1 protein-coding gene is annotated in these 2,062 nt (G+C 56.7%); it reads right to left on the bottom strand.

Annotated features, from left to right (window positions below):
• Positions 1-746: 746 nt before the first annotated feature.
• Positions 747-1,895 (bottom strand): lactaldehyde reductase, encoded by a 1,149-nt coding sequence (gene fucO, locus ACSZO1_RS22255; protein WP_437616545.1) that lies wholly within the window; start codon positions 1,893-1,895, stop codon positions 747-749.
• Positions 1,896-2,062 lie beyond the last annotated feature (167 nt).

Below are 2,062 nucleotides of genomic sequence, written 5' to 3' on the forward strand. Positions count from 1 at the left end.
GGTTCCGGCAGCCTTCAGTGGTCTTTGCAGAGTTAAGACAGACGGCTTAGCGTTGCACTTCGAACTTGAATCCGCCCGTTGATAACCTTTATTTAACGAAAGCCAGGCGATTGACCAACAATAGGGGTTAAGCGCTTTCGGTGTTATTTGTGATGGGGTTCAAATATTGACACTGTCGCGGAGAAATAAAACGGACACTGGTTTTGTAATGCTGGCCAGTTAAGCATTTTACAGTGCCCTGCGCAGCCTGACTGTTCCCCTGCCTGGCTGGTCCTCGCGCCACGCTTCGCGTGGTGCCTTCACTTCACTCGTCAGCCTGACGGACCGGCGATAACGGGACATCCCTGTCCCGTTATCGCCTTGCGCCCGCGTCCTGCGGGCGCATCCTGGCTTGCTTCCTCCGTTCAGCGCTGCGGATGCGCCTATCAGGGGAACAACCAGTCAGCTGTGTAAGTACAATGGGGGTCTTTTAACAGCGGGCAGCAAAGGATAAAGGGGGCACAACCTCTGCTGCGTAAGGGCAATCCGCAGCGCTGAGGTGGAGGCATCGGGCCAGGAGACGACAGCAGGGATGCTGGCGTCAGGCCGGGGCGGGTAGGACGCCCGCTCCTGGCCGGTCCGTCGGCGCGATGCCGGAACCGAAGGCACCGCGCGCAGCGTGGCGCGAGGACCGCCCTGTAGCAGCAGAGGTTGTGCCCGCTCACCGGTGCACCAGCAAAAAAATATATCATTGCAGCCAGAACGGGTTACAGCGCCTCAAGATAGAGCTGGCGTACCTCTTCGCGCGAGGCACTGCGTGGATTACAGGGCGCACACGGGTCCTGCAGTGCGTTATCCAGCCAGCCTTCAATATCCTGTTCACTGATCCCCAACTGACGGAAACCAGACGGAATCCCTACCTGACTCGCCAGTGCACGAATGGCCTTGATGGCGGCGATACTGGCCTGCTCATCACTCATGCTGCTGGTGTCCACGCCCATCGCCGCAGCAATACGCGCGAAACGACTCTCTGCACTCTGGCGGTTAAAACTTTCCACAATCGGCAGCAGAATGGCGTTACAGACACCGTGTGGCAGATCGTGAGTCGCACCCGGCTGATGCGCCAGCGCGTGTACCAGCCCCAGCCCGGCGCTGTTAAACGCCATGCCTGCAAGATATTGCCCAAAGGCCATCATTTCGCGCGCGGTCAGGTTTTTACCGTCGCTCACCGCCTGCGGCAACCACTGGCTGATCAGGCGAATGGCTTCCAGTGCATTAGCATCAGTTAGCGGATGCGCATTCTGCGACACATAGGCTTCAATCGCATGGGTCAGCGCGTCCATTCCGGTAGCGGCCGTGACGCTGGCAGGAATATCCAGCATCACACTGGCATCATCTACCGCAATATCAGGAATGATATTGGTATCAATAATCACCTGCTTGATATTGCGCTGCGTATCGATAATCACTGCATTGCTGGTCATCTCCGCGGCGGTTCCGGCGGTGGTGTTAATTGCCACCAGATGGACTCCGGGTTGTTTCACTTTGCCGACGCCCGCATAAGCGGTGGAGGGCGCCGGATTGGCCGTCAGGATTTTAATTGCCTTGGCAGTATCAATTGGGCTGCCACCGCCAAACGCAATAATGTAGTCGCACTGTTGCTGGTTAAACAGCGCCAGTCCCTGCTGCACCAGCGCTTCCGTCGGATTAGGAAACACCTTATCGAACAGATGATAAGGCAGATTATTGCGCTCCAGCGCGGCAAACAGGCCATCCAGTAAGCCAAGGCGCACCAGCTGACCATCAGTGACAATCAGCGCCGTGCCCCAGTGCTGCTCGCGGACAATCTGCACCATATCGTCAATCGCGCCTGGGCCATGCAGGCTGATTTTCGGTAATGCCAGTATAAAGCTCATCTTAAGCTCCTTAAGGTTGCAATGTTAAAGCTGTGGAATTGAAAACGGCAGTTAACGGCCACTGTGCGCCGCTGTAGCGGCAAATACCTTCTGGGCGGATTCAAGTTCGAAGTGCAACGCTAAGCCGCCTGTCTTAACTCTGCAAAGACCACTGAAGGCTGCCGGAA

The sequence above is a fragment of the Erwinia sp. V71 genome (assembly GCF_965644245.1).
Classification (GTDB): Bacteria; Pseudomonadota; Gammaproteobacteria; order Enterobacterales; family Enterobacteriaceae; genus Erwinia.